The sequence below is a fragment of the Caballeronia calidae genome, from assembly GCF_900044055.2.
GTDB classification, from domain to species: domain Bacteria; phylum Pseudomonadota; class Gammaproteobacteria; order Burkholderiales; family Burkholderiaceae; genus Caballeronia; species Caballeronia calidae.
Map to the genome: position 1 here is coordinate 1 of NZ_FCOX02000366.1, position 543 is coordinate 543.

Here is a 543-nt window from a genome sequence, read left to right on the forward strand (position 1 = left end):
CCGGATCGGGCGTTCGCTGATGCCGGTCTCGTCGATAAAGACGATCAGTCGGCCTTCGCGCTTGGCTTTTTTTAAGCGCGGGCCAGGCGTGCTGCTTCCAGTGGCGCACAGCTTCTTCGTTACGCTCGATTGCGCGCCGCTCAGGCTTCTGTGCACTGAAACCGAGCGTCCCAAGTATGCGCCAGATTTGCGTTTGTCCGAACTCGACGCCATATATGCGCTTGATGAGCATACCGACGCGCTTGAGCGTCCATAGCTCCGTCCCGAAGCCGTGTTCGGTGGGGTTTTGTAGCAAGGCCTGCCGCAGCTGCGCCAATTGCTGCGCATCGAGCCGAGCCGGACGACCTCGCCCCGGTACCGCGCGCAACGCATCGATTCCGCCTTCATCGAGCAATCGCTTCCATGTGTACACCGTCTGTCGGGCTACCCCTACGGCAAGTGCTACCTCTGCCGGACCTTTGCCCGCCGTAAGCATGCGGGCGGCCCGCAAGCGCTTCTTGGTTGCCTCGTCCATCGGCTTCTTTGCCATGGCATGCATCTCCA

The 543-nt window shown here is 61.3% G+C and carries 1 pseudogene; it reads right to left on the reverse strand.

Annotated elements, in window-relative coordinates:
• Positions 1-529, reverse strand: a pseudogene (locus AWB78_RS43065) (IS630 family transposase); the annotation flags it as partial.
• Positions 530-543 lie beyond the last annotated feature (14 nt).